Here is a 22075-nt window from a genome sequence, read left to right as displayed (position 1 = left end):
CTCCAACGCTTCGTTGGACACCTTTGGTTCAGTAAAAGCGGTTCAAAAAACGCTTTTTAACCCCGATAATGGAAATTTCAGTGTACAGAAAACGAATCCAACAAAAATATGGACATAAAAGCACTGAAAAGTTCAATATGGGGCAGAGAGGGGATAAGCGTGCTGGAGGTTGAGAAGTGCATAGGATGCGGGCTCTGTGCCGAAGCATGCCCCTTCAATGCAATAACAATCGTAAACGACAGCACGCGCAGGATAACCTTTGAGCCCGAAAAGTGCGGTAGCTGTGGGTTTGAGTGCAACGAAGCGTGCCCCCTGGGGGCCATAAGGGGCATTCCAGATGGGATGACGCTCACCTTTGAGTTCGCCCGCTGTCGGGCCTGCGGCAGGAAACTTCCGTACACCGTCAAAGAGGCCGAATACATGGCCTCAAAGCTCAGGGAAGCCGGTGAGGATGATACGCTCGTCTACCTTTGCGATGATTGCAAGAGGAAGCGGATATTTGACGTGGCCCGAAGTTATGAAGCCTACGTGAGGTGATGAAGATGAAAGGTATGAACTTCGCCTTCCTGTGCCGGGAGAAACCCGAGCCTACTGGAAAGAAGGTCGCAATAATCGGTGCCGGACCGGCCGGCCTCGCCGCGGCTGGCTACCTCGTCTGCCAGGGGCACGAGGTTCACGTCTACGACAAGCTCCCAGAGCCAGGGGGGCTGATGCTCTTCGGCATTCCAGAGTTCAGGATTCCGATTTACAGGGTAAGGGACGGCTGTGAGAGGCTGGAAAACGCCTTCGGGGTAAAGTTCTTCCCGAGGACAAAGGTGTGCTTCGGCAATCCAAACGAGAACGGCGACGACTTCGTGGAGAGGAGGATAGACTTCGAGGAGATCGTGAAGAACTACGACGCGGTTCTGATAGCTACGGGAACGTGGAACGCCTACGTGCCAACCATACCGGGTTCCGACCTCGAGGGGGTCTTCCCGGCCCTCGAATACCTGTTCAAGATCAAGAGCGCCAAGCTCGGGCACATGGACTGGGATAAGGTGCCCCCCGTGGAGGGAAAGAAAGTCATCGTCATAGGGGCGGGACACACGGCCGTTGACGCGGCCCTCGAGAGCGTCAACCTTGGGGCCGAGAAGGTCTACCTCAGCTACCGCAGGACCATTCGCGAGGCCCCGGCGGGGGCCTACGAGATAAACCTCCTCCAGCAGAGAGGCGTGAAGTGGCTCGAGAGGACGATGCCCGTGAGGATAATCGGCGAGAACGGAAGGGTCAGGGCAATAGAGCTCGTCAAGACGAAGCTGAGCGAGCCCGACGAGACGGGAAGGAGAAGGCCAGTTCCAATTGAAGGCTCGAACTTCCAGATCGATGTCGACTACGTGGTCTGCGCGGTTGGCCAGATGCCAACTCCTCCCTTCGCCAAGGACACGGGAATAGCCCTCGACAGGAAGGGGAGGATAGTCGTGGACAGCAGGCACATGACGAGCAGGGAAGGCGTCTTTGCGGCCGGCGATGTTGTGCTCGGGCCCTCGAAGGTTGGAAGGGCCGTGAAGGACGGCCTGTACGCGGCCGAGAGCATCCACTACTGGCTTATGGAGGTGAAAGAATGAGGAGGATTCTCCACGTGGATTACAGCCTCTGCATCGGTTGTGAGACCTGTGAGGGGGTATGTGAGTTCATCCATCACGGAAAGCCCAACATAAGAGTCTACTACACGGTAACGGGCATTCCGATTCCAATAACCTGCAGGCACTGCGAAAAGGCCCCCTGTATGGACGTGTGCCCTGCTGGAGCGATATTCAAGGACTACGACGGGGCGGTCATAATAGACCCCAACAAGTGCATAGGCTGTATGATGTGTCTGGCAGTTTGTCCCTTTGGCGTCCCAACCTTCAACGTGAAGCTCAAGGTCATGACCAAGTGCGACATGTGCGCCGACAGAAGGCAACTCGGCATGGCCCCGGCGTGCAGTGAGATGTGCCCTGCCGAGGCAATATTCTTTGGAAAGCCCGAGGAAATTGAGGACGAAATCAGGCGCAGGACGGCCGAAAAGATAGCGAGGGAGAGGATGTCAACGATATCGCTCGAGGGGGTTGGGAGGCTACCCTGAAAGCCTTTAGATGGCCATTTCTCTTTTTTTAACGCATTAACGTTGGTGGATCCAGTGATTCATAACCTAAACTCCCCCCATATCGGAAAATTAGAGTTCCAAACCTTTAGTTCAAAAAACGCTTTTATCGTGCGTTTCGAACTCAGAAATGGAGTGAAAAGCGGAGGTGAAGGCTTTGGGCGAGATAACCCTCGATAAGGTGTGCAGGATTGCGGGTGAGGCCAAGCTCATCCTGTACGAGGAAGACGGGGTTGTTCAGGATGCCCTCTTCATAGCAACCGCCCCTGTTAGGGGCTTCGAGAAGATGGTCGTCGGAAAGAACCCCCTCTTTGCCGTCGAGGCCGTCATGAGGATATGCGGCCTCTGCCACGCCTCCCACGGCATAGCGGCGAGTGAGGCCATAGAGCACGCCATAGGGGTTACTCCCCCGAGGAACGGCAGGCTCATGCGGGAAGCCCTCGGCCTGATAAACAGGGCCCAGAGCCACGCTCTGCTCTTCCTCATGGTCGCGGGCGACCTGATTAAGGAGGAAAAGAGGAACGACGTGCTCTTCAAGCTCATGGACTTTCACGCAAAAATAAGCGACTACCTGCTCAAGCTCGGTGGTGCTGCTACCCACCCACCGAACCTGACGATAGGTGGCATGCTCTCAGTTCCGAAGTGGAGCGTCTTCAACAACCTGAAGGCGAGGTTCAAAGACCTCACCGCAAGCTGGGAGGCCGCCGAGGAGCTTTTAATCGACGAGGACATCCAGACCGAGATTGCGGATGAGCTTAGGGAAGCCAAAAGGCCCTTCAAATACCTCGCGAGCGGCTTCTTCTATGGGGACAGGTACAACATCGAGTGGGACAAGGTCTCAAGCGTTCCCTACTACGAATTCAGGAAGGAGGAGGCCGCGAGGGAATCAACGACGCTCGTCTCGTTCTACGACGGCGAGAAGGTCGAGACGGGACCGAGGGCGAGGATGATCACGTACCGCGAGTTCAGGGACGAGTCCCTCTACGGTTTACACCTCGCGAGAATAGAGGATACGAGGCTGGCCATCCAGAGGCTCGGCGAAATCCTGGACGAGATAAGGATAGAGGAGCCATTCAGGACTGGTGACATAACTTTCAGGCCGGGGAAGGGAGTTGGCGTTTATGAAGCTCCAAGGGGGACGCTCATCCACTACGTCGAGCTCGGAGAGGAGGGAAGGGTTCTGAAGTCAAGGATAGTAGTTCCAACCATGTTCAACATCCCGGTCATGGAGGAAATGGCGAAGGGTCTGAGCGTTAAGGCGGCGGAGGCCGTTATGAGGCTCTACGACCCGTGTATACCCTGCACGACCCACGTCGTGAGGTTGAGGTGATGCTCATGGAGAAGCTCAAGGTTCTCCACGTGGATTTTGCCGGGTGTGAGGGATGCAACGTCAGCATAATCAGAGCTTATCCCAAGCTGATGAACGAGATAGACCTCGACATCTCCTACCTCCGCGACGGTTCCTGCCAGTACGGCGAATACGACGTTGCCTTAATAACGGGCGGGGCCTGCATGAACGAACCCAGAATTCTCGAGGAGCTGAAGGAGATAAGGGAGAAGGCCAGGGTCGTTGTCGCCTTCGGCTCTTGCGCGTCGCTCGGCGGAATACTGCGCTTCGCCCGAGGGGGCCAGGAGCCGAGGCCCGACCACAGGAACTTCCAGCCAATAAACAGCGTAATACCAGTTGACTACTCAATTCCCGGCTGTCCCCCAACGCCGCAGATGCTCCAGTCGTTCTTCAAGTTCTTCATGGCGGGGAACGAGTCGAGGCTCAGGCTGTTCAAGGTGACCGCTGGCCTGAAGAAGCTGAGCGGATTTGACCTCATCGACGACATAGTTCTCACGGGCCTGTGCATAGGCTGTGGCGCCTGCGAGCTGTCCTGCCCGACCGGCGCGATAAGGCTCGTGGAGAAGAGGCCAACCATAATCCAGGAGAGGTGCATAAGGTGTGGAACTTGCTACATCCGCTGTCCGCGCGCTTCCCAGTTGATATGCCTCGGGGGTGAAAAGCCATGATGCCAATCGGTGAAAACCTCCTCGGACAGTTTCGCGGTGTTTATCTTGCCCGGGCGAAGGACGAGGAGATACTCAAGAGGAAGGTCGCGAGCGGTGGGGCGGTAACGGCGCTCCTCTGCTACGCCCTCGATAAGGGACTCGTCGATGGAGTCGTGACCTCAAAGAGGGTGAAGGGGTTCGAGGGCAAAGCCGTTGTCGCGCGCAACAGGGAGGAACTGCTTGAGGCAGCTGGCAACAGCTGGAGCATTGTCCCCTTTGCAGCCAGGATAAAGGCAAAGATTGAGGAGGAAGACCTCAGGGCGGTCGCGATAGTCTGTCTGCCCTGCCAGGCCCAGTTCTTCGGCCAGATGAGGGACTTTCCGATACTCGAGACGGACTTCGGCAACAGGATTAAGTACATAATCAGCCTGTTCTGCATGGGCACCTTCGCGTTCGAGGCCTTCCTGAACTACCTCCGCGTCCGCTACGGCGTCAGGGCGGAGGACATAAAGGACATCCGCCTGGGTAGGGAGTTCCTGGAGGTTCACCACGACGACACAGTTCTCGCGATACCGCTGAAGGAGGCCTACTCATACCTCCAGACTGGCTGTCTGGTGTGCACTGACTACGCGGGACTGTGGAGCGACATCTCGGCTGGATTCGTCGAGAGCGAACCCGGATGGACGGTACTTATAACGAGGAACGTCCGCGGGGAGGAGCTCGTGAAAGGGGCGGAAAAAGAGGACTACATAGAGCTCCGTGACGGTGTTCACGTCCTTGGAGATGTCCTGAAGAGGGCGAGAGAAAAGGTCGCCAGGGCGCAGAGGAACATGGCTCAGCTCTTCTGACTTTCATTTTTATCGTTAATGCTTTACATCCCCTCCCCCGTTAATTCGTGTTGTTTGCCTCCAGGCTCAAAGGCATACAAAAGAGTAAAACAGAGGAAATTGGGCCTTATTTTAACTGTTCTCTCCTTTCTAAACCTTTGGTTGGAAACTAAGCTGTTAAAAAACCGTTTTAAGCGAAAACACGAAGCTGATTCTGAAGAAAAACATGGACATCGAGGTAATAGATGAACATTGATGAACGCAAAAATACATGAAGGGGGTGTTCCCGTTGGAAGAAAAGCTCGTACCGGTCGTCTGTCCGTACTGCGGGGTTGGGTGCAGGCTGTACATAAAGAGCCTTGACGGCTACCCGCGGGGAATCGAGTACGCAAAGGACATACCGGGCATCTCAAACGAGAACGGAAAGCTCTGTCCGAAGGGCAACGCCGTTCTTGAGTACCTCCTGGCGAAGGACAGGCTCAAAAAGCCCCTGAAGGCAACGGAACAGGGCAAGTTCGTTGAGATAAGCTGGAGCGAGGCCATAAAGGAAGTCGCCGAGAGGCTTAGGGCGTACTCCAAGGACGACCCCAACGCGATGATGTTCTTCGGTTCGGCGAGAACCTTCAACGAGCCCAACTACCTCATCCAGAAGCTGGCCAGAATGCTCGGAACGAACAACGTTGACCACTGCGCTCGCTTGTGCCACTCCTCAACGGTCTCCGGCCTGAAGGCGGTCTTTGGCGCTGGGGCGATGACCAACACCTACAAGGACATCGAGGAGGCGAACGTAATCTTCATCATAGGCCACAACTACGCTGAAACCCACCCGGTTGGCTTCCGCTACGTCCTAAAGGCCAAGGAGAGGGGCGCAAAGGTCATCGTCGCCGACCCGAGGTTCACCAGAACCGCGTGGTTCGCGGACATATTCCTCCAGCACTATCCAGGAACCGACATAGCGCTTCTCAACGGCATGATGCACGTCATCATCAAGGAGAACCTCTACGACGAGGACTTCGTGAGGAGAAGGTGCGTCGGCTTCGACGAGCTGGCAAGAACCGTCGAGAAGTTCACACCAGAATACGTTGAGAAGATAACCGGCGTTCCGGCTGAACTCATAGTCCAGGCCGCGAGGACCTTCGCAACCGCCGGAAAGGGTGTCATAACCTGGGCGATGGGCCTGACCCAGCACACTCACGGCCACGACAACGTCAGGTTGGCCGCGACGCTCTCGGCAATATGCGGCTACCAGGGGAAGGAGGGCTGTGGAGTCTCGCCGATGCGCGGTCAGAACAACGTCCAGGGCGCGTGCGACCTCGGAGTCCTCCCGAACGTCTTCCCCGGTTACCAGGCAGTTACCGACCCCGAGAAGAGGAAGTTCTTCGAGGAGTTCTGGGGCGTCGAGCTGAGCGGTGAAGTCGGCCTCACCGTCATCGAAGCGGCCCACGCCATAGAGAAGGGCAAGGTGAAGGCCTACTACGTCATGGGCGAGAACCCGGTCATAAGCGACGCCAACACGAACCACGTTCTCAAAGCCCTCCAGAAGCTCGAGTTCATGGTCGTCCAGGACATAGTGCCGACTCCAACGATGGAGTTCGCCGACATAGTCCTGCCAGCGGCCGCGATGCTTGAGAACGAGGGTTCCCTCACCAACACGGAAAGAAGGGTGCAGTGGAGCTTCCAGGCGCTGAACCCGCCCGGAGAGGCGAGGCCCGACTGGTGGATAGTGAGCGAAATCGGAAAGGCCGCAGGGTTCTCCGGAGACGGGGCGAGAGGATTCAGGTACACCTCCCCTGAGGACATTCTCAGGGAAATCAACGCGTGCACGCCCCAGTACAGGGGCATAACGCCTGAGAGGCTCAAGAGCAACCTGGCAGGAATCCACTGGCCGTGTCCGAGCGAAGACCATCCGGGAACGAGGGTTCTCTACAAGGAGAGGTTCCTGACTCCAGACGGAAAAGCCCACCTCGCGGCGGTTGACTACAGGGGGCCAGCAGAGGTGCCGGACGAGGAGTACCCGTTCCTGCTCACGACAATCAGGTACGTCGGCCACTACCACACGCTCACGATGACGGGAAGGAGCAGGGCCCTCGTCAAGCGCTGGCCGGAGCCCTTGGCCGAGATACACCCAGAGGACGCCGAAAGGCTCGGCATAAAGACCGGCGACTGGATAAAGATAGAGACGAGGAGAGGTGCTTACCCGGTCAGGGCCAAGGTCACCAGGACCGTCAAGAAGGGAGTAATAGCTGTTCCCTGGCACTGGGGGGCAAACGTCCTCACCAACGACGCCCTCGACCCGGTCTCAAAGATACCCGAAACCAAGGCCTGCGCCTGCAGAATAGCGAAGATAAGCGAAGAGGAAGCGAGGGAGCTGATGAAGGCCGTTCCAAAGGTTATACCCGAGTTTGAGGTCGTGAAGGGGTGATTTGAATGGCCAGGAAGACCGTCTTTATCGACTTTTCAAAGTGCATTGAGTGCCGCGCCTGTGAGGTCGCCTGTGAGAGGGAGCACAACGGCAGGTCCTTCATCAACGTCTTCGAGTGGCAGGAAATGGCCGCTATGGCCCTCAACTGCCGCCACTGTGAGAAGGCCCCGTGTGTCGAGGTCTGTCCCACCAACGCCCTATACCGCGACGAGGATGGAGCAGTCCTGCTCGCTCCCCAGAAGTGTATCGGCTGTCTCATGTGTGGCATAGTCTGCCCCTTCGGAATCCCTGAGCTGGACGTACTCGACAAGATAATGATGAAGTGCGACCTCTGCTCCCACAGGAGGGCCGAAGGAAAGCTCCCGGCCTGTGTAGAGACCTGCCCGACCGACGCACTCCTCTTCGGGGACTTCAACGATATACAGCGGATGAGAAGAAGGGAATTCACGGAGAAAGCGATAGAGATAGCCAAGAAGGGGGAGAGGATCTCCCTGAGAGCCCTCTGAGGTGGTGGGCATGGAAGAACTTTTCCTTCTTTCCTTCTCAATTCCTCTCGCCGCGGGGCTTATGCTGTTCAAACTCGATGGTAAGAGGGCAGATTATTTCATGCTCATCACTGTCATCATCACAACCCTCCTCAACGTCCTCGGGGTTTACGAGTTCTGCTCCTCGGGAATGAAAACCGTTCATGAGGCCCTGCTGACCTCAAAAAGTCTGGGCGAGGTTTACGGCGTTTTGATAGACCCTATGAGCGTTGCAGTCGGTTTGGTTGTATCGACCGCCGGACTGCTCTTCATGCTGTACGCGGTTGATTACATGAGTCCAAACAACAGGGAACATCCCGTTTATGAGGGTAAGGGACGCTTTTACGCCTGGATGGTGCTCTTCATAGGCGCGACCCTTGCCTTCGTGTACTCGTCGTCGGTTCTCCAGTTGCTGATATTCTTCGAGATAATGAGCCTCGCCTGTTGGGGTGTCGTGAGCTACTATGGAAGCAAGAAGGCCAAGCGGTCCGCTTACAAGGCCTTCATCGTCACTAACTTCGGCGCGATGATAGGTCTCTACACTGCCGTTGGCGTTGGAATTACACACCTCCACAATCTGAGCCTCTTCGCCTACTCCTCCCTCGAGAGCCACTTGAAGCTGATTGTGTTCCTGGCCGTTGTTATAGCGGCCTTCACGAAGAGCGCCCAGTTCCCATTCTACTCGTGGCTACCTGATGCGATGGTTGCCCCAACACCAGCGAGCGCCTTCCTCCACGGCGCGGCGATGGTCGAGATGGGTGTCTTCCTCCTCGCGAGGTTCATCCAGTTCATGCAGCCGATTCCAAGGGAAGGCTTCTACGTCATGGCGGGCCTGATAATCGCCACCCAGCTAATCTGCATCCTCATGTACCCCTCCCAGAGGGATGCGAAGAGACTCCTGGCCTATTCAACGATAGCCGAATCTGGCTTGATGTACGTCGCCCTCGCAACGGCCGTCCTCGGTATGGAGAGCGGTCTTCAGGCCTCGGTCTTTCAGTTATTCAACCACGCCTACATCAAGGGCTTAGCATTCCTCACCGCTGGAACCTTCAGCTACGCCCTCGGAACCCTTGAGATGGACAGGATAAGGGGACTAATTAAATCCCCGGTGGTCGGCTACGGCTGGACCTTTGCGCTCCTCGGTTTGGCCGGCGTTCCACCCTTCGGCGTGTTCTTTGGAAAGCTCGGCATACTCAGCAACGCGAACGCGATGAGGGAGAGCCTACTGGTGCTCGCAATGTTCGCCCTCCTCCTGCTGGACTCGGCGGTGTTTCTCATGGTGTCGCTGAAGAGGGTGCACTCGATGGTCTTCAGCGAAGGCAACGAGAGAGTCGAGATAACGCCACTGATGAAGGTCGTGATGGTAATCCTGCTGATACTGGCGATAATAGCCCCGTACATAGCCTACCCGCTGGTCGCTAAGGTGGGGTGGTGAGGATGTTCGAGGTGACGCTTACATTCTCACTCGACAGGATTTCAGTCCTCTTCGCGCTGAACGTCGCGATACTCGGAATAGCGGCGCTGATAGGGTCGTTGAAGTACATGGAAATCTACCGCTTCAAGCCGAAGATACCCTACTACCCGACCCTGCTCATCTTCATAGCCGCAATGCTCCTCATTCCGATGGTCCAGGACTGGCTGAGCTTCCTCTTCCTCTGGGAGATAATGACGCTCGCCTCGTACTTCCTCATAATCTACGACTGGCCCGAGGAGAACGTTAAGAGGGCGGGATGGAAGTACTTCGTAACGATGCACCTCTTCGACACCTCACCGCTCATGCTCGCGGTCACGCTCTACTACGCCGGCCAGGGCACCTTCAACTTCGGCCCGATAAGCGAGTACAAAACTGCCATAGTTGCCCTCTTCCTCCTCGGATTCGCGGCCAAGGCCGGCCTCTTCCCGCTCCACTTCTGGCTACCTGACGCCCACCCGGCCGCCCCAAGCCCCGTCTCGGCTTTGATGAGCGGCGCGATGGTAGAGCTCGGCATCTACGGGAGCATAAGAGTCCTGGATGCGGTGAACTGGAGCGTTCCTGGCTGGATAGCCTGGCTCGTCGGGGCAATGGCGGTCTTGAGCATGCTCTCGGCGATACTCACCTACCCCCACCAGACGGACGTCAAGAGGCTCTTCGCCTGGTCTACAATAGACAACATCGGCTGGATGTACGCTTTCCTCCTCGCCGGATTACTCGGAGTTGCGGGAATCGAGAAGGGAGTGAGCTACTACGTTCTGGCTCACGGCCTTGCCAAGGGGGCCGCTTTCCTGACGACTGGTGCACTACTCTACGTCTTCGGCACGAGGAACCTGGACGAGATGAAAGGCATGATAAACTCCGACCAGACGACGGCGGGGCTCTTGATAGCTTCAATATTCGCCCTCGAAGGAGTTCCGCCGTTCAACCTGTTCCTCAACAAGGTTGAGGCCATTAAAACGCTCTTCCAGGTCAACGGATGGCTGGCGCTCTTCGTGGGGCTCGAATGGGTTATAGCGTTCATCATCTTCCTGAGAACAATCCACGCCTACGTGATAAGCGACGGAAAACCCGAGCTCAGGCGCAAACTGCCGGTTAGCATAGCCATAGCCGTGATAATCCTCCTGATTCTCTCGCTCGCGAGCCAGTTCGTGTGCAACTACGTGTGGACGAGGTGGTGAAAATGAAGGAGCTCTTCACCCTGACCGTAATCCTGTACCTCATCTCAATCCTCGCGGTACTCCCGCTAAGGAAGAACTACAGGGCGTCAATAACAGTGGGCCACGTCTTCACGGGCCTGGCATCACTCTCACTGTTAGCCTTCACGGTAAGCGTCCTGCCGGAAGCCCTTAAGGGAAAGGCCATCGAGTTCACCTACGACCTCGGGGTTGCGAAGATACCTTTCCACGTGGACGGCCTCTCGCTCATCCTCTGCCTCGTCCTCGGAAGCCTTGGTTTAGCGACCTCCATATACTCGCCGAAGTACATGGAGTTCTACGAGCGCTTCGGAAGGGGCTGGCTCTACGTGGTTCTCTACTCAACCTTCGTCCTCTCGATGGTGCTCATAGTGACGACCTCGAACTTCCTGTGGTTCGTGTTCTTCTGGGAGGTCATGACCTTCACCTCCTACCTCCTCATGGTCTGGGAGAACGACGAGGAGTACGTCAGAAAGGCGGGATGGAAGTACTTCGTGACGATGCACGTCGCGAGCACGCTGCCGCTTATAGTGGCCCTCGCCCTGCTCTACGCCAAGGCAGGCTCAATCGAAGGCCTCAACTTCGACAACCTATCAAAACTCCACCTCGGCCCAATCTACTACCTCCTCTTCTTGGTAGGCTTCGGTAGCAAAGCAGGTGTCGTCCCGCTCCACTTCTGGCTTCCTGATGCCCACCCGGCCGCTCCGAGCAACGTCTCGGCCCTGCTGAGCGGTGCCATGATTAAGGTAGCCGTCTACGGCCTCATCAGGACGACCTGCTTCATACTCGGGCTGAATGAAACCTTCGGCTACATCGTGGCGATACTCGGAACGGTGACTCTGACGGTCGGAACGCTCTACGCCCTCAAGCAAACCGACGCGAAGAGGCTCTTAGCATACCACTCGGTGGGTCAGATGGGCTACATCTGGCTCGGGGTCGGAGCGGGCATAGCCCTCATGGCCAAAGGAGGTTCCTATGCCGCCTTCGGAGCGATAGCAATGGCCGCTGGACTTTACCACCTCGTCAACCACGCGATATTCAAGGGGCTCCTCTTCCTTTCAGCGGGTTCAGTCCTCTACAGGACGCACACGAGGGAGCTCAACGTCCTTGGCGGGCTGGCGAAGCTCATGCCACTGACGGCTCTCTTCACCTTCATAGCGGCCATGTCAATAGCGGGAGAGCCGCCTTTCAACGGCTTCATGAGCAAGTGGATGATTTACCAGGGGACTTTCCTCTCGGGCGACGGACTGCTCGTCTTCTGCGGTGTGATGGCCCTCTTCATCAGCGCGGCGACGTTGGCCTCTTTCGTCAAGTTCTACACCACAGCCTTCGGAGGGGTGCCCACCAAGGTAACTGAGAACGCGGAGGAAGTTCCCTCATCGATGCTCGTCGGAAAGGGCTTCCTCGCGGCCCTCTGCCTGCTCTTCGGACTCATACCGTCGTCTATAATACCTCTCCTCCTCGCGCCTGGAAAGGTGCTCACTGGAACAGATCTCTCGGGTTGGATATCCACCAAGTACTGGCTCGTGACGATAAAAGCTCCCGGAATGCCGAGCGGTGGCGAGACGTACTTCAACCCCTGGCTCCTCGTCGGCGTGCTCGGCGTTTTAGCTGGAGCCATGCTCGTCTCCTACCCGAACAGGCCGAAGAAAGTCGTCAAGGTCTGGACGACGGGCGAGCCTGTCAGGATGGAGCACTACAAGCTCAAAGCAATGCACTACTACGGACCCTTCGAGGAGTACATTCACGGCCTCTACCACAGCGGGGATGTTCTGAGCGAGTGGGGTTCCGGAGTGTGCTCCGCAGTCGCGGGGGGCTACCTTACCCTCGGTAAGACACTGCTCAGATGGGCCGACAAGGTTGGAAGAGGCATCACGAGCGCGGGCAGGTGGTACGTGGAGAATGGAAAGGAAGTTTACCTCGACGAGGCCGTTGCGTCGCCCTTCGTCCAGCTGGCCAAGGGACTGGCAATAGGACTGGAGGAACTCTCGCTCAACTACAACCTCCTGCTGGCCGTTGCGGTTGCCGTGCTGGGTCTAATCCTCCTAATCCTCGCGGGGTGGTGAAGATGAGCGGTTACGAGAGGATAGCCTTCAGTTTCATCGCGGTCTGTCTCATACTATTCCTCCCCCCACTGCTCGATGGGGTAGCGAGAAAAATCAAGGCCAAGATTCAGCTCAGGCAGGGGCCGTCGATACTCCAGACCTACTATGACCTCGTGACCTTCCTCTCGATGGAGCCGGTTTACCCGACCGAAAGGCTCGCCTTCAGGTTGGCCCCTTACATAGCCTTTGCCTCCGCGGTCTCAGCTGCGCTCGTGCTCCCCTACGGAAGGGTCATACCGGTAAGCTTCACCGGCGACATCTTCGTATTCCTCTACGTCCTGGCGATGGTCTCGATAGCCTACATGATAGCGGGCTTCAGCCTCAACAACACCTACACCAACACCGGAGCCAACAGGGAAATGATGATAATGCTGAGCATAGAGCCCGTCCTCGGCCTCGCGATAGGAACCTTAACCCTAAACGCCCACACCCTCAGGATTGGAGCCATACCGTTCGCAGTAACTTTTACGCTCTCGGTTCTCCTCGCGTACGGCCTGCTGGCTTACTCGGTTTACGTCGAGGGAGGCTTCATACCCTTTGACGTGGCGGAGGCGGAGCAGGAGATACTCGAGGGTGTTTTCTCGGAGTACAGCGGTTACCTGCTCGGGATATTCAAGTGGGCGCTCATGATAAAGCGCTTCGCCCTGCTGTGGCTCCTCAGCAGTTTCATCTCGATACCTCTCGTGAGGAACATCGCGAATGGTGCTCTCGGCGGGGCCTTAATCCTGGTCACCCAGCTGATAGTTCTCTTCCTGCTCTATACGGCCGTGGCGATAATTGAATCCATGAACGCGAGGCTCAGGATAGAGCAAATCATCAGGCAGAACGCGGGGGTGTTTGTCTGCTCCATAGCGGTCCTCGTCCTCGCGGCTCTGGGGTGGTGAATATGAAGGAATGGGCGCGTAAGATTACCGATGAAAAGGTTCGGGAGAGGTACGTTAACGAGGTCATCGAGAGGTTCAGGGATAGGATTATTCGCATCGAGAGGAACGCTGACAACCAATGGATAATCGAGATTCGGAAGGAAGACCTTCCCGAGGTCATAGGCTACATAATAAACCACCCCGAGTGGAAGGAGACCCAGCTGTCCACGATGGTCGGGGCCGACGAGAGGCCCCTGCGGGGCAAGTTCAGCCTGATCTACTGGATATCGATAAACGGGGCGAGCGGGGATGTCGTCTTTGGCATAAAGACATACATCTCGGAGGACGACCCAAAGTTCCCCTCGGTCACACCGATTCACCCGGGCGCCAACTGGTACGAGAGAGAGGTAAAAGACCTGCTCGGCCTCATCCCGGAGGGCCATCCGGACCCGAGGCGCTTGGTTCTCCCGGATGACTGGCCAGAAGGAGTCTATCCCCTCAGGAAGGACTTCCACTACACCGACAGCCCGAAGAGAGAGTTTACCGACGAGACCAAGTATCCCTACAGGGAGCCACCCAAGGGAACCGCCGTCTTCCCGCTCGGGCCCTACCACGTTGCGCTCGACGAGCCGGGCCACTTCAGGCTCTATGTCAAGGGGGAGGAGATAGTTGACGTTGACTACAGGCTGTTCTACCAGCACAGGGGAATAGAGAAGATAGGCGAGAACAGGCTGACCTACGACCAGGTCAATTTCATAGCCGAGAGAATATGCGGAATCTGCGGCACGGCCCACGCCCTCGCCTACGCTCAGGCCGTTGAAGCGGCGGGGGGTGTGGAAGTCCCCGAGAGGGCCGAGTACATCAGGACCGTCATGGCGGAGATAGAGAGGCTCCACAGCCACCTCCTCAACCTCGGTTTGGCCTGCCACGACGTTGGCTTCGACAAGGGCTTCATGGATGCGTTCAGGCTGAGGGAGCACGTGATGTGGCTGGCCGAGAGGCTCACGGGGAACAGGAAGACCTACGGAATGGTCGTCATCGGTGGTGTCAGAAGGGACTTCCTCGAATACAGGCGGAGTATGATTGAGAAGGTCATCAGGGAGCTCAGGGAGGGCTTCCAGAAGTGGGCCGACCAGACGCTATCAACCAAAACTTTCGTGAAGCGCTGTGAGGGCGTTGGAGTTCTCTCCTACAAGGACGCGAAGAGGTGGAGCTCGGTCGGGCCCTGGGCGAGGGGCTCGGGAAGGGACCTCGACGCGAGAAGGGACCACCCGTTTGCGGCCTACAAGTACCTCGACTTCAAGGTTCCGGTTTACAAGGAGGGGGACGTTCTGGCGAGATGTTTAGTAAGGGCGGAGGAGATTCTTGAGTCCATCTGGATAATTGAGCAGGCCCTCGACGAGATGCCGGGAGGGGACATCCTCGCGGAGTGGAAGGAGATACCTCCGTACCAAGAAGCGGTAGGCTTCACCGAGGCGCCGAGGGGAGAGGACGTCCACTACGTCATGACCGGCGAGGGTAACAGGCTCTACCGCTGGAGGATAAGGGCGTCAACCTACAACAACTTCCCCGCTTTGCCGGACGCTATGAGGGGTAACAGCGTGGCCGATGCCGTTCTGATAATAGCCTCCATGGACCCGTGCTACTCCTGTACCGAGAGGGTTCAGGTCGTTGACGCGAGGAGCGGTAAGGTGAGGGTTCTCACGGAGAAGGAGCTCACAGAACTGTCGAGAAAGGCCAGCAGGGGGGTCTGAAATGGCCGTCACGCTGAAGTACCCCTTCGTGAAGATTGAGGCCCCTCCCGAGTACAGGGGAGTTCCGCACATAAACCCGAGGCTCTGCATAGGCTGTGGCGCCTGCGTTAACGCCTGTCCCGCCGATGCGCTGCTGAGGATAGACGATTACGAAAAGGGAACGAGAAAAATCGTCCTCGACGTTGGCAGGTGCATACGCTGTGCCCGCTGTGACGAGGCCTGCCCGACGGGAGCGATAAGGATGACGAGGAACTTCGAGGTGGCAACCCTCGACAGGAAAGACCACGTCGAGGTCGTTGAGCTAAGGCTCCACAGGTGTCCCAACTGCGGAAGCTACACGGACTACACCGAGAGGGCCCTCGAAAAGGCCCTCCAGATACTCCCAGAGGGGCTCTTCGACGGGGATGAAATCAGAAAACGCGCAATCCTCTGCAGGAACTGCAGGAGGAAGCTCACAGTTGATGATGCCGTAGAGGCGAGCAGGGAGGTGGTAGAATGAGGCTCCGCTCGCTTTATGTCTTCCACCTCGACACCGGAGCCTGCAACGGGTGCGAGATAGAGCTCTTCGACATTCTAACACCTTACTACGACGCCGAAAGGTTGGGCGTCAGGCTTGCCGCTTCACCGAGGCACGCCCACGCGATGGCCGCAACGGGCCCGCTCACGAGGCAGGCCTACTACGCGGCCAAAGAGGCAATAAAGGCGATGCCCCCGAAGCCGAGGATAATAGTGGCCATAGGAACGTGCGCATGCAGCGGGGGGATATTCTACAACGGCTATCCGATATACAGACGTCCTGAGAGCGGCAGGGAGGGACAAGAATACCCGAGGAGGGGCGGAATATTCGAGCTGGTTCAGGACTTGAGGGACGAGGGAGAATACGTTGGTCCCGTCGTTTACATCCCCGGCTGTCCCCCGAGGCCCGAGGAAATACTCTATGGAGTAGCTTTGGCTCTGGGACTCGTTGAGAAGCAGGTCAAGGGGGAGTACTACACCGAAGAGGTCGGCTTCGAGCTTCCCGAGTATCCAATCGAGGAGAGGATACGCCTGAGCCTGAGGGAGAGACTGAAGTACGTCGTCGGCTACTTCGACAGGGAGAAGGTTCTCGAGGACTTCATGGAGCTCGTCGCGAAAGCCAAGAGCGCGGAGGAGCTACACGGACTCATTCAGGGCTACTGCCTGAAGAACCCTGACCCGAGGGTTTCACTCGCCATGAGGGTTCTCGAACGGGAGTTCCTCAGGCTGAAGGAGAAGTACGGATGGGAGGTGAAGGGGAGTGCCAAAGCTCCTCAAGGCGAGGTACGTGGGCTTCAGGTCTCCGCTGACGGCGATGCTGGACCACGTTGACGCCGACTTCACCCTCTACGAGGAGGTCGGTGAGGTGTCGGTGGAGACGTGCAAACTGATACGGAAGGTCTTCGGACGTTCATACCTTACCTTAGATGACCTTCCGGGGGTCCTCAAGCTCAAACTCCCCGGAAGGGACAGGGAAGTCCTGATGAGGGCCCTCAGCGGCCTGAAACCCGATGAAAAGCTCAAATTGGAAAGGGGGTGAGCGAAGATGGTGGATGCAAAGGAGAAAATACTGTACGGGGTGGATACGACCTTTGAGGGCATAGCCAAGAAGGCCACCCCGAAGTTTAAGACAACCCCTGGAAGGCTGCTCTTCGCCGGCTTTATGGCGGGTGCCTTCATAGCCTTCGGCTTCCTGCTGGCCGTCGTGGCCGGCTGTATCGCCAAGTACCCGCCGTTTGCAGTGGGTGACACCTTCAACAAGGCGCTCCTAAAAATACTGCTCGGTGCGGTCTTCCCGGTCGGCCTCATAGCGGTCGTCCTTGGAGGAGCGGACCTCTGGACAGGCAACGTCCAGTTCCTCAGCTCGGCCAAGGTCAAGGGTTACGCCGACTTCAAGTGCGTCCTCTACAACTGGTTCGGAAGCTACGGTGGAAACTTCATAGGCTCGATATTCCTGGCGCTCATGGCGATTCCCCTTACCGGGCTCTTCGGCCACGTCGGCGACCCGAACCTCTTCGGTAAGACTGTCGTTGCAATAGCGCACGGCAAGGTCTCAAAGGACATACTGGCCCTGTTCTTCCTTGGAATAGGATGTAACTGGCTCGTCAACCTCGCCATCTGGCAATCCGCGAGAGTGCAGGACGGGGCCGGCAAGATACTGGCCATATGGTTCCCGATATTCGCCTTCGTTGCCATAGGCTTCGAGCACGCGATAGCGAACATGTGGGCGATTCCGACGGGCATAATAGCCAGCAACTACGCCGTAACCTGGAGCCAGTTCTTCCACAACGTAATCCCAGTGACCTTCGGCAACGCGGTTGGAGGCTTCCTCTTCGTGGCGTTCTACTACTGGTACCTCAGCCACCCCGAGCTGACGGCCGAGAGACTCGTCAAGGAAATCGTTGACTTCTTCGTCGTGTTCGCAGTGTTCTGGATTCTGGCCACGCTGATACCCGCTGGAATAGGCATCGCCCTTGATAAGGCCATGGGAAGAGGTGCCATGTACGCCGTCCCGGTGGTGCTGTCAATCTACTACATAGTCGGCACCTTTGCGCTTGCCAAGGTCGCCAAGCCCGCCTGATGGCCCTTTCCTTTTTTCACAATTTGAGAGGTGAGACTGATGTCGTTTGGGGTTGTTATGCTCATGAGAATCATCCTCCCACTCTACGTGACGGCATTCATCCTCTACACAGTCAGAGCCATCAAAGGCCCAACAATACCAGACATAATCCTCGCAGTAGACTGCATGAGCTTCGACATAGCCGCATTCATGGCAATCCTCGCAGTATACTTCAAAAGCGTGTATCTCATCAGTGGAGCCATAACCCTCGCACTCTGGGCCTACCTCCTCGACATTTACATCGCAAACCACCTCACAAAAAAGGAGGTGGGAGCGTGAACACACTCTTCACCCTCGGCGCAATACTCGTTATCATCGGCGGAATCTGCGACCTCTTCGGAGCAATCGGCCTCCTAAAATTCCCAAACTTCTACATCAGACTACACGCAGCAACAATCGGAACAATAGGAGGAGCAGCAGTTCCACTCTTTGGCGTGGCCCTCCTCGCCCTCAGCACAAACATTCCAAACAAATACGCAATAGCCGGCGCCAGCCTCATCACAGGAATAATCACCCTCCTCGCGGCACCAGCAGGAGCCACAGCATTAGCATACGCCGCCCACAAAACTAACGCTGTGGAGTGGAACCCCAAAACCGACCACCTAAAGGAGGCGAGAAAATGATTGAGTTACACTTAACAATCCTCGCAATAACCGCACTAATCGGATTAATCGCCTCCTACCTAGCAATAACCGAAAAAGATCTCCTCAAAGCAGTAGGCTACTCCGCAATCCAGGCAATAGCCTACGCACTCATATTCCACACCCTCATGGCGCCCGACATCGTCCTGGCTTACGTCGCAATCGCAGTCGGAATCTACTCGGCACTCCTCATCTTCATCATCGGAAAAACCGAACGGTACGAGGTGGTGTGAATGAAGCGATTAATCGGCCTGCTTACAATCCTCATCACAGTCCTCGGAGTAGCCTGCTATGTCGCTCAAAATCTCACCCCACCCGAAAACCTCCACCCGCTCGGAGAGTACTACCTCGAAAACAGCTACTTCGGAGAACACTCAGCAAAAAGCCCGGAGGCAGTAACCTCAATCCTCTGGGACTACCGTGGCGTTGACACACTCTTCGAAACGGCCGTCTTCTTCCTCGCAATAATCGGAAGCCTCACCCTCTTCAGACTAAACAAAGAACAAGCCGAAGAAGCAAAACAGGGCGAGCCAAAACCACAGCTTCCAGAACCAGTTGTCGTAGTCACAAAACTCACGGTTGCAATGATTTTAGCTGTCTCAGCCTCAATAGCTTTACACGGGCAGTTAACGCCAGGCGGCGGCTTCCAGGGCGGTTCGGCATTAGCAGTAGCGCCCCTCCTCGTAATAGCCGCCTACACCAAATACGCCCTCGAGAAAAACGGTTTAGACAAGACGAGGGCAATAATAATCCGCTCCATTGGCTTACTCGGAATAGCACTCACGGCTTTAACCCCACTCCTCGTCAGCGGTTACATCATGCAGAACCAACCAATCTTCCCGGCAAAAGCCCTCGGAGTGCCGTTGGGCGGTTCCCTCGTATTGTACAACCTCTTCGAGTACCTCGCGGTAGGCGCGGGCTTCACGGCGGTCTTCCTGCTTCTCAGCATTCCAGAGGAGAAGTTCAAGAAATTCCTGGGGGTGAGGAGATGATATCACTCCTATGGAGCATTACGATAGTCTCACTCCTCGCGACGCTCATCATAAGCGTTTACGGAATCGTTGCAAAACCAAACCTCGTGAAAAAACTCATAGCCCTGACAATCTTCGGCGATACGGCAAACGTCCTCGTCGTCCTCCTCGGTTACAGAGTAATTTACCCAGTAAAACCCCCAATCCTGCCCGAACTCTCAAAGAGTGCCGTTGGAGAGTTCGTTAAAACGGCCGTTGATCCACTGCCACAGGCACTGGTCATAACTGCGGTAGTCATTGGCATGGCGGTCAACATTCTCATCGCCTTCGCGGTAATTCAAATTTACAGGATTTACGGGACGCTGGACGTTAGAGAAGTCGGGAAGAGCCTACCAGAACTGCTGAGGAGGGATGAAGCATGAGGGGAGTTGCGGCGACAGCCTTGCTAGCCTTCATCACGTACATCATCTTCACGGGCTCACTCACACCTTACGATTTGGTTACTGGCGTAATAGTTGGAGTAACCATCGGCCTCCTCGTTGGGAGGTTCCTCGTGGAGAATGACGCGAAAGCCCTCAATCCAGTCAGGTGGGCGTGGGGATTGGTTTACTTCCTCTGGTACTTCCTTGTCGCGGAAGTCAAGGCGCACTTGGACGTGATGAGGCGGATAATCACTGGTGACATTGAGCCGGGCATTGTAAAGGTTCCGTTGAAGGTGAAGAGCGAGTACGCGAGGACTCTCGTTGCCAACTCGATTACCAACACTCCTGGAACGGTCGTGGTTGACGTGGATGAGAATTACTTGTACGTGAACTGGATTAACGTGACTACTGAGGAGCCTGAAGAGGCTAAAAAAGAAATCTGTGAGGAGTTTGAGAAGTACGCGGAGAGGATATTCGAGTGAGGTGGTGAGGATGAACGTGGTTGGCCTGACCCCAATAATCCCAATCCTCTTCGCCTTCGCATTACCGCTAACTTCAATCCTCGTCAAGGGCGACAGGAGGATTGTGCAGGCTTACGCTTTGACAGGCACGGGCTTGACCCTCCTGAGTGCCGTCAAACTCTTTCAGCTGGCGTACTCTTCAAACGAGCCTTTGATTTACACTTTCGGTGGTTGGACTGCTCCGGTGGGCATAATTTATGAGGTTGACAGGATGAGTGCTTTAATAGCCCTGGTAACTGCCGCGTTAATGTTCCTCATTGCAATCTACAGTTACCGCTACCTTGAGGGCGAGGGTGGTTTGGAATGGTATTACACGCTTTACCTCGGGCTTGAGGCTGGCTTGCTCGGCGTCCTCTTAACGGGCGACGCGTTTAACCTCTTCGTCATGATTGAAGTTACCAGCATCGCGGCTTACGCTTTAGTCATGTACTACAGGGATAGAGGGGATTCTGTCGTCGCTGGCTTGAAGTACGCGCTGATTGGCGCGGTTGGGACGACAATGTACTTCATAGCTCTCGGAGTCCTTTATTACGGCTTTGGAACTCTCAACTTCGCAAACTTGAGCGCGTTGATTCACGGGATGAGTTTCCCGGTGGTTGGGGAGCCGTACAGGGATGTCGTGATTGCCTCTGGGGTTGCTTTGGCTTTGGCCACGTGGGCGTTCCTGATTAAGGCGGCAGTGTTTCCAAACCACTTCTGGCTTCCGGAAGCTCATCCGGCCGCTCCAAGTCCGATTTCGGCAATACTCTCTGGACTAGTGGTTAACGTTGGCGTTTACGCTTTAGCAAGATTCCTGTACACGGTTTACGGTGGAGCTTTAACTTCCACTCTGTCCAGCGTGATTCACGCGCTCAGCATCGTCCTAATGCTCCTTGGGGCGGTTTCAGCCCTGTTCGGGGCGTTAATGATGCTTGTCCAGAGGGACGTGAAGAGGCTGATTGCTTACTCGACGGTAATGCACATGGGTTACCTTGTAATGGCCGTGGGGGTTGGCACTCAGCTTGCCCTGAGCGCGGCAATCTTCCACATGGTGAATCATGCTATCGCCAAGGCCTTGCTCTTCCTCTCGGCTGGGGTTTTCATTCACGCTGCCGGCTCGAGGAACTTGGAGGATTTGGCGGGTCTTGGGAGGAAGATGCCAGTGGCGACGTTCAGTTTGGCGGTGGCTTCGCTGAGTTTGGTTGGTGTGCCGCCGTTCAACGTGTTTTTCAGTAAGTTACTTCTCTTCAACGCGTTCTTGGATGAGAATCCAGTGCTGGCTTTGGTGCTTGTTGTTAGTTCGGTGACTGCCTTGGTGGCTTATGTGAGGGTGTTCTATGAGGTTTGGCTTGGAAAGCCCGGGAAGGAGGTTGAGCTCAGAGAAAGCTGGAGCATGAGTGGTGTTTGCTTGGTTTTGGCTTTGGCGTGTGTTGTTGTTGGCTTGGTTGCTCCGTATGTGGTCAGTCACTACGTTGAGCCGGCAGCTGTTCAGGCGGTGGATTACAGGGTGTACATCCAGAAGGCCTTGGAGTACGCGGCAAAAACCAAACTCGGCCTCTGAGCCCTTCTTTAACTTTTGGTTTACAACGAGGCGTTTCTTACCTTTTTTTGACAAACTGAGCTTTGG

General features: G+C 56.2%; 24 protein-coding genes. All 24 read left to right on the top strand.

The genetic code is table 11. The annotated features are described in order from the left end of the window. Positions 1-159 precede the first annotated feature (159 nt). The 24 genes from TGAM_RS00360 (at position 160) to TGAM_RS00245 (ending at position 22009) form a co-directional block, all read left to right on the top strand. Positions 160-537, top strand: a complete 378-nt coding sequence (locus tag TGAM_RS00360; RefSeq protein ID WP_148206237.1) for a 4Fe-4S dicluster domain-containing protein — start codon at positions 160-162, stop codon at positions 535-537. Positions 538-542: 5 nt separating this feature from the next. Next, complete coding sequence (locus TGAM_RS00355) at positions 543-1604, top strand: FAD-dependent oxidoreductase (RefSeq protein ID WP_048810943.1); 1062 nt, start codon at positions 543-545, stop codon at positions 1602-1604. Beyond that, positions 1601-2104: a 4Fe-4S dicluster domain-containing protein gene (locus tag TGAM_RS00350; protein WP_015857694.1), complete on the top strand. Its 504-nt coding sequence runs from the start codon at positions 1601-1603 to the stop codon at positions 2102-2104. Before TGAM_RS00355 ends, TGAM_RS00350 begins: the two co-directional genes overlap by 4 nt. Positions 2105-2270: 166 nt before the next feature. Beyond that, the gene (locus tag TGAM_RS00345; protein WP_015857693.1) at positions 2271-3452 is read left to right on the top strand and encodes a nickel-dependent hydrogenase large subunit; all 1182 of its coding nucleotides are present in this window, start codon (positions 2271-2273) and stop codon (positions 3450-3452) included. Next, positions 3452-4138 carry an NADH-quinone oxidoreductase subunit B family protein gene (locus tag TGAM_RS00340; protein WP_238516218.1) on the top strand — a complete coding sequence of 229 codons (687 nt, stop codon included), beginning with the start codon at positions 3452-3454 and terminating at the stop codon, positions 4136-4138. Before TGAM_RS00345 ends, TGAM_RS00340 begins: the two co-directional genes overlap by 1 nt. Then, on the top strand, positions 4135-4965 hold the full coding sequence (locus TGAM_RS00335; RefSeq protein WP_015857691.1) for a Coenzyme F420 hydrogenase/dehydrogenase, beta subunit C-terminal domain: 831 nt from the start codon (positions 4135-4137) through the stop codon (positions 4963-4965). Before TGAM_RS00340 ends, TGAM_RS00335 begins: the two co-directional genes overlap by 4 nt. Positions 4966-5215: 250 nt before the next feature. Continuing rightward, the gene (gene fdhF / locus TGAM_RS00330) at positions 5216-7366 is read left to right on the top strand and encodes a formate dehydrogenase subunit alpha (protein WP_015857690.1); all 2151 of its coding nucleotides are present in this window, start codon (positions 5216-5218) and stop codon (positions 7364-7366) included. A 5-nt stretch (positions 7367-7371) separates the two neighbouring features. Then, complete coding sequence (locus TGAM_RS00325) at positions 7372-7872, top strand: 4Fe-4S dicluster domain-containing protein (RefSeq protein WP_015857689.1); 501 nt, start codon at positions 7372-7374, stop codon at positions 7870-7872. 10 nt (positions 7873-7882) lie between these two features. Then, the gene (locus TGAM_RS00320; protein ID WP_048810940.1) at positions 7883-9325 is read left to right on the top strand and encodes a hydrogenase 4 subunit D; all 1443 of its coding nucleotides are present in this window, start codon (positions 7883-7885) and stop codon (positions 9323-9325) included. A 2-nt stretch (positions 9326-9327) separates the two neighbouring features. Beyond that, on the top strand, positions 9328-10542 hold the full coding sequence (locus TGAM_RS00315) for a complex I subunit 5 family protein (RefSeq protein WP_048810939.1): 1215 nt from the start codon (positions 9328-9330) through the stop codon (positions 10540-10542). A gap of 2 nt (positions 10543-10544) precedes the next feature. Beyond that, positions 10545-12623 carry a proton-conducting transporter transmembrane domain-containing protein gene (locus tag TGAM_RS00310; protein WP_048810938.1) on the top strand — a complete coding sequence of 693 codons (2079 nt, stop codon included), beginning with the start codon at positions 10545-10547 and terminating at the stop codon, positions 12621-12623. 2 nt (positions 12624-12625) lie between these two features. Beyond that, the gene (locus TGAM_RS00305; RefSeq protein ID WP_015857685.1) at positions 12626-13546 is read left to right on the top strand and encodes a respiratory chain complex I subunit 1 family protein; all 921 of its coding nucleotides are present in this window, start codon (positions 12626-12628) and stop codon (positions 13544-13546) included. Positions 13547-13548: 2 nt separating this feature from the next. Next, the gene (locus TGAM_RS00300; RefSeq protein WP_048810937.1) at positions 13549-15279 is read left to right on the top strand and encodes a hydrogenase large subunit; all 1731 of its coding nucleotides are present in this window, start codon (positions 13549-13551) and stop codon (positions 15277-15279) included. 1 nt (position 15280) lies between these two features. Then, positions 15281-15778, top strand: a complete 498-nt coding sequence (locus TGAM_RS00295; protein ID WP_015857683.1) for a 4Fe-4S dicluster domain-containing protein — start codon at positions 15281-15283, stop codon at positions 15776-15778. Next, positions 15775-16626 carry an NADH-quinone oxidoreductase subunit B family protein gene (locus TGAM_RS00290; protein ID WP_015857682.1) on the top strand — a complete coding sequence of 284 codons (852 nt, stop codon included), beginning with the start codon at positions 15775-15777 and terminating at the stop codon, positions 16624-16626. Before TGAM_RS00295 ends, TGAM_RS00290 begins: the two co-directional genes overlap by 4 nt. After that, a complete protein-coding gene (locus TGAM_RS00285) occupies positions 16556-16834 on the top strand; it encodes a hypothetical protein (RefSeq protein ID WP_148206235.1) in 279 nt (92 codons plus the stop codon). Before TGAM_RS00290 ends, TGAM_RS00285 begins: the two co-directional genes overlap by 71 nt. Positions 16835-16840: 6 nt before the next feature. Next, positions 16841-17875: a formate/nitrite transporter family protein gene (locus TGAM_RS00280; RefSeq protein ID WP_012751216.1), complete on the top strand. Its 1035-nt coding sequence runs from the start codon at positions 16841-16843 to the stop codon at positions 17873-17875. Positions 17876-17914: 39 nt separating this feature from the next. Beyond that, complete coding sequence (locus tag TGAM_RS00275; protein ID WP_048810936.1) at positions 17915-18193, top strand: monovalent cation/H+ antiporter complex subunit F; 279 nt, start codon at positions 17915-17917, stop codon at positions 18191-18193. Further along, a complete protein-coding gene (gene mnhG, locus TGAM_RS00270; RefSeq protein ID WP_012751214.1) occupies positions 18190-18537 on the top strand; it encodes a monovalent cation/H(+) antiporter subunit G in 348 nt (115 codons plus the stop codon). Before TGAM_RS00275 ends, mnhG begins: the two co-directional genes overlap by 4 nt. Continuing rightward, positions 18534-18788, top strand: a complete 255-nt coding sequence (locus tag TGAM_RS00265; RefSeq protein ID WP_012751213.1) for a hydrogenase subunit MbhD domain-containing protein — start codon at positions 18534-18536, stop codon at positions 18786-18788. The genes mnhG and TGAM_RS00265 overlap by 4 nt, the downstream gene beginning before the upstream one ends. Continuing rightward, the gene (locus tag TGAM_RS00260) at positions 18789-19547 is read left to right on the top strand and encodes an MnhB domain-containing protein (protein ID WP_012751212.1); all 759 of its coding nucleotides are present in this window, start codon (positions 18789-18791) and stop codon (positions 19545-19547) included. Continuing rightward, entirely contained in the window at positions 19544-19948 is a 405-nt protein-coding gene (locus TGAM_RS00255) for a Na+/H+ antiporter subunit C (protein ID WP_012751211.1), read from the top strand. Before TGAM_RS00260 ends, TGAM_RS00255 begins: the two co-directional genes overlap by 4 nt. Further along, a complete protein-coding gene (locus tag TGAM_RS00250) occupies positions 19945-20430 on the top strand; it encodes a Na+/H+ antiporter subunit E (protein WP_012751210.1) in 486 nt (161 codons plus the stop codon). Before TGAM_RS00255 ends, TGAM_RS00250 begins: the two co-directional genes overlap by 4 nt. Before the next feature lie 10 nt (positions 20431-20440). Next, the gene (locus tag TGAM_RS00245; protein WP_048810935.1) at positions 20441-22009 is read left to right on the top strand and encodes a proton-conducting transporter transmembrane domain-containing protein; all 1569 of its coding nucleotides are present in this window, start codon (positions 20441-20443) and stop codon (positions 22007-22009) included. Positions 22010-22075: the final 66 nt, after the last annotated feature.

This window comes from Thermococcus gammatolerans EJ3 (assembly GCF_000022365.1).
Classification (GTDB): Archaea; Methanobacteriota_B; Thermococci; order Thermococcales; family Thermococcaceae; genus Thermococcus; species Thermococcus gammatolerans.
The sequence above is the reverse complement of the archived record's forward strand: the minus strand, read 5'-3'. Positions and strand labels throughout refer to the sequence as shown.